General features: G+C 36.5%; 3 protein-coding genes. All 3 read right to left on the bottom strand.

Annotation, left to right across the window (positions count from 1 at the left end; all coding sequences use genetic code 11):
• Nucleotides 1-317: 317 nt before the first annotated feature.
• Entirely contained in the window at nucleotides 318-1,829 is a 1,512-nt protein-coding gene (locus tag B4C08_RS08800; protein ID WP_296664563.1) for a response regulator, read from the bottom strand.
• 76 nt (nucleotides 1,830-1,905) lie between these two features.
• Nucleotides 1,906-3,267, bottom strand: a complete 1,362-nt coding sequence (locus B4C08_RS08795; protein ID WP_296664561.1) for a 7TM diverse intracellular signaling domain-containing protein — start codon at nucleotides 3,265-3,267, stop codon at nucleotides 1,906-1,908.
• A 117-nt stretch (nucleotides 3,268-3,384) separates the two neighbouring features.
• Nucleotides 3,385-4,455 (bottom strand): hypothetical protein, encoded by a 1,071-nt coding sequence (locus B4C08_RS08790; RefSeq protein WP_296664560.1) that lies wholly within the window; start codon nucleotides 4,453-4,455, stop codon nucleotides 3,385-3,387.
• Nucleotides 4,456-4,478 lie beyond the last annotated feature (23 nt).

Genomic DNA, 4,478 nt, shown 5'->3' with positions numbered 1-4,478 from the left:
TGGCGGCTAGCCCGATGGATGAATGTCCAAGCGCAGTTGACCAAAGCCAATTGGACGACTTGCATTTAAAGTGCACAGAAATTGAGAAGTAATATGCGCGAGTTTTCCGCAGGGAAAACTCGGTAAGCAAGACGCGAAGCGGATTGCGGCATTTGCATATCACGATTTCTGACCCGGAAAAATAAAATGCTATAAAACAAAAGCGGAGCGTAAAATCTTCGCTTTTTTGTTTGTGCGGAAAGATTAATTTTTCTGCCTTTGTGCGCTTCGGAAAGATATTTTTTTATTCATCATAACCACTGCAAACTTTATTCTTTTTAGAACGTACTTTGCAGTGGTTGATTGCATAAACTTATTTCTCCTCCGCTCATCAGGCGAATCCATTCGTTGCGGTTGCGGACGTTGCATTTTTCGTAGATGTGCTGGATGTGCGTTGCGACGGTGCTTACGGCAATGAACAGCTGCTCGGCGATTTGTTTGTTGCTGTAGTTTTCGTACAGAAGGTTGGCGATTTCGATTTCGCGCTTTGAAAGGTTGAACATTTTGTAGTATTCCTGGCGCATTTTTTGTGCGGAGCGGGATTTTTCTTCTTTTGGATTTTGTGGCTTCCAGAATTCTTGTTTTTGTGCCGCCGGCAATTGTTCCGTTTGCGGATGTGCTGTTTTTCCGGCAAAGTTTCTGTGCATTCCGCTTTCCGTCTGTTCATTCACAAAATCGGTTATGGTTTTTGCAAAATCTTTCCTCACATTCACGCACAAATAAAGAATCGAATAAATTTTCATCAGCAGTTCTTCCTGCGAAAACGGCTTAAAAATGTAGTCGATAACGCCTTGTTTTATAAAAGAATTCTTAAGCACAATATCCTGAACACCGGTTAAAAACAGAAAAGGGATATTTTTCAGGTTTTCATCGTTGTGGCAAAAATCAAAGAACGCTTTTCCTCCCATAACGGGCATTACCATGTCAGAAATTATCAAATCCGGCACATTTTGAGTAATTTTACCAAGCGCGTCTTTTCCGTTTGTTGCCGTAATCACTGAGCAATATGGTTTTAAAAGCTCGGAAATATTCTTAAGCAGGGAAATATTGTCCTCAACAACAAGAACCAGTTTTTTTGACATTAAATTTTTCAACTGGGAATCAAAATTTCCATCATTGAAAAGTTTTTTGTCAAAAAGAATTTTGTTGTAATCTTTTGCCACATAAACTTCCTGGAGATTTCCATTTTCAAAATCACAAGGATTCAGTTTTAATCTTGATTCAAAAACGACTTTGCAAAGATTTGCGGCAGTTTCATTTTTTTTATCAGTTGTTTTTTGGGTTTTCTCCGGATTTTCTATTCTATTTTCCAGCGGAATGCAAAAAGCCCGGCAACTTCCGCTGTAAAGTTTGCATATTCGCCGCACAAGATGAAGCCCGATTCCCAAGCCGCGGATATTTTCCGCAATGTTTTTGCCTCTTTCGCCAAAATTAAAAAGCGATTCCAGGTTTTGTCCCAAAATATTTTCAGAAAAATTAGAAACTTGATAAACCAGCTCGTTTTTCAGTTCATCGTATTCAATATTTATGTTGATTGCACCGTTTTCTACAGAATATTTTAGCGCGTTGTCAATCAGATTTGTAAAAACCGTTTCCAGAAAGAGAGGAAAAACCGAAACGCAAAGTTTTTCACCACAAGAAGAAAAATAATTTATCTCAATTCCCTTAAATTCTGAATACGGAACAAAATTGTCCATAATCTGCTGAAAAATCTGCATAACGCAGACCGGCTTACACAGTCTTGAAATTTTTTTAACGTCCTGCTCCTGTTCTTCAAGCGAATTTACCATCAAAGCAATGTTTTTTAGCCGCGAAATGTTTCCTTTTACGGATTTCAGGCAGGAAAAAATCTCTTTTGAATTTTCATCAGTCCAGCTCCCCCCCCCGAACTTTTTGGCTTTCCAGCGCGTCTACAGAATTTTGAATCAAAGTGATTGGTGCAAGAAGTTCATGTGCAGAAGCTTTTAAAAAGTAAGAAGATTCGCGGTACATATTGAATTCAAGTTCCTTCTGCCGGATTTTAACAAAAACGCTCAGACTGTAGACAAAAATATGGAAGATAAAGCAGATGTCGTAGCCAAAATAATAGTCGTTGTCAAAAATCGCCAGAAGGGAATTCACGTTGTATTTTAGGCGAAGCAGATGCAGCGACTGCCTGAAAATTATGTAGCAGAAAAGCGGAATCCAGGAGCAAATCAGCAGAATTGGAATTGATTTTTTCCTAAGCGCGGACAAAATCATAATTGCCGAGCAGAAAAAACAGCCAAAAATCAAAAAACAAATCGTTGTGATGTAGGAAATTTTTATATTTTGGACAAAACCGTAAAGAACAACGGAAACTGCACACGCCGCGCAAAGAATTATTAGAATCGCCTTGTAAAAATTGCCGTTTTTGTTGAACGAAAGATTCTGAAGAAACAAAATTTGCGAAAAAAGCAGCCCAATGCAGCACACAACATAACTGAACCTAGAAAAAAACAGCGAGGAGCAAAAATTATTCCAAATGTAAGTGCAACCAAGACCTTTCATTGTGACTTGGTAAAAGCAGAAGCACAAACTCATAAGGCTTAGATACAGAAAAAGTTTTTCTTTTGAACTGATGAAAAAAAGAAGTAGAACGAAAAACGCAAGAAACATCAGCGAAACAAAAATTATATGAACAAAAGAAAATTTTTCGGTCTGCTCAAAAAATTGCGGGAGCGCAAAAAACCTGAAATTCAGGAAAATTGAATCGGAACTCTTTATTTTCAGCACAAAAAATTCGTCGCCGGCGTTTTCCGTTGGAATCTGCACAAAACTTCGCCACGATTTTATGTTTTTTTCCGAATTTTTAACCTGCCGCCCGGTAGAATCCGTTTTTTTCCATTTTTCGCCACTAAGAACAAAAAGTTCTGCACGGTCAACAAGCTCCGGTCCCAAATCTAAAATCTGAAAATCCTGTGTGTTTGGAGCACCAGCAAAATCAGAATCTTTTTGCAGCAAAATCCAAAGCGTTCCATTCACAAATCCCGGTGAAAATCTGAATTCGTCTTTAATTTGCGTTCCGTTTTTTATAATTTTGTTGATGTCGTTTTTGTCTAGCTCCTCGGAAACCTCTTGGATTTGCAACTCAGATTTTACATCAGCTATATAGAAGATATTTTTTATTTTTTGCGATTCAGAAAGGGCTGGGCGAGAAAAAATTGGGAAAGTGGAGAAGAGTAGAAATAGGAAAAGAAGTTTTTTCATAAGACAAAAGTTATCAAAATTCTATCATAGTTTTTTAATTTTTCCATAAAAAAATCCCACAAAGACCGCCAGAATGAATGGAGTTTCAGATACGGCGGTTTTTGTGGGTAAGGGAGGTTATTCTCCGGCAGATGTTGAAACAGGTGTCATGGTAACGCCTGGCCAGTCTGTATTATAGTCAGAATCATCAGCATTTCCCCAATAATGTAGATTGCAAGAGTCTGCATTTGTGTAAACGAAAACTTTTAATTTTCCAAGTTCGGTTTTTGCGGAAGGTTTGTTTTCTTTCTTTGAAATATAATAATTTCTGGAAGAATAATCCCACTCATAATAAACAACACCTGACTTTTGAACATTTTCTATGTTATTAGTCTGCGGAGCAGCATTAAAATTGAATATTAAAGAGATTGTTTCAGCAGTAAACTTTGTTGTGTCAATTTCATAGGAATACCAGTTTCCTTCAAATTCTGGTGCAGAAACTTTTTCTGTTGTCAATGTAATTTTTAATGTTTCTGTATTTAAAGAGAATGTTAAGTTCAAATCTGTATCAGTAATATTTTTTATGACTAAATTGCCATCATCTTCTGTTAAAGTCAACTGTTCATTTGGATATGACTCAATTGAATTGGAACGCAGTATAAAATGATAATCTTGATGAGGAATTATTCCATCAAAAGTGCTATTAGCTCCTAAAAAATATGTACATTCTTTTATATTGGTTGTTTCAGTTTTCTCAAATGAAAGGAATGCAGTTTCATTGTTATAAGCAAGCAAATAGTTGTCAGATTCAAGCGATGTGCCAATGTCTTCAAATTCAATTGATTCTATAAGAACTTTTCCTTCATTTTTACTTTTTAATACTAAAGAAGCTTTTCCAGTTTCATAAGCATAAAGATATTGTTCAAAAGATATGGAAGAATCACGATGGTATTCATAAGAAACTGAATCTTTTGCCTCTGTCCTTAATACTGAACGGATAATATTATCACCTGTTATAGCAGAACTACCGCTAACCGTACACTTATAAAAATTTCCAGCTTCAACATCATAAGTTTTAATCACATTTTCTTCATAGTTGCCAACCAGCTCAATCTGTTGAATAAAATCTTTTAAAAGCAGGCTGACTTTCAGTGTTGTTGGACTCATAGAAAATGTAACATCCAAAGTTTTGTCTGTTGTGTTTTTCACTGTAAATGTATTGACATATTCGC

Origin of the sequence: Treponema sp. UBA753 (genome assembly GCF_002297325.1) — a bacterium.
In the GTDB taxonomy this organism is placed as follows: Bacteria; Spirochaetota; Spirochaetia; order Treponematales; family Treponemataceae; genus Treponema_D.
This window is presented reverse-complemented; position numbering and strand designations above follow the sequence as displayed.

Bases quoted from the DNA above. Each gene is read 5' to 3' on its own strand.
- B4C08_RS08800 (WP_296664563.1), bottom strand. From the start codon at position 1,829: ATGGTAAATTCGCTTGAAGAACAGGAGCAGGACGTTAAAAAAATTTCA.
- B4C08_RS08795 (WP_296664561.1), bottom strand. From the start codon at position 3,267: ATGAAAAAACTTCTTTTCCTATTTCTACTCTTCTCCACTTTCCCAATT.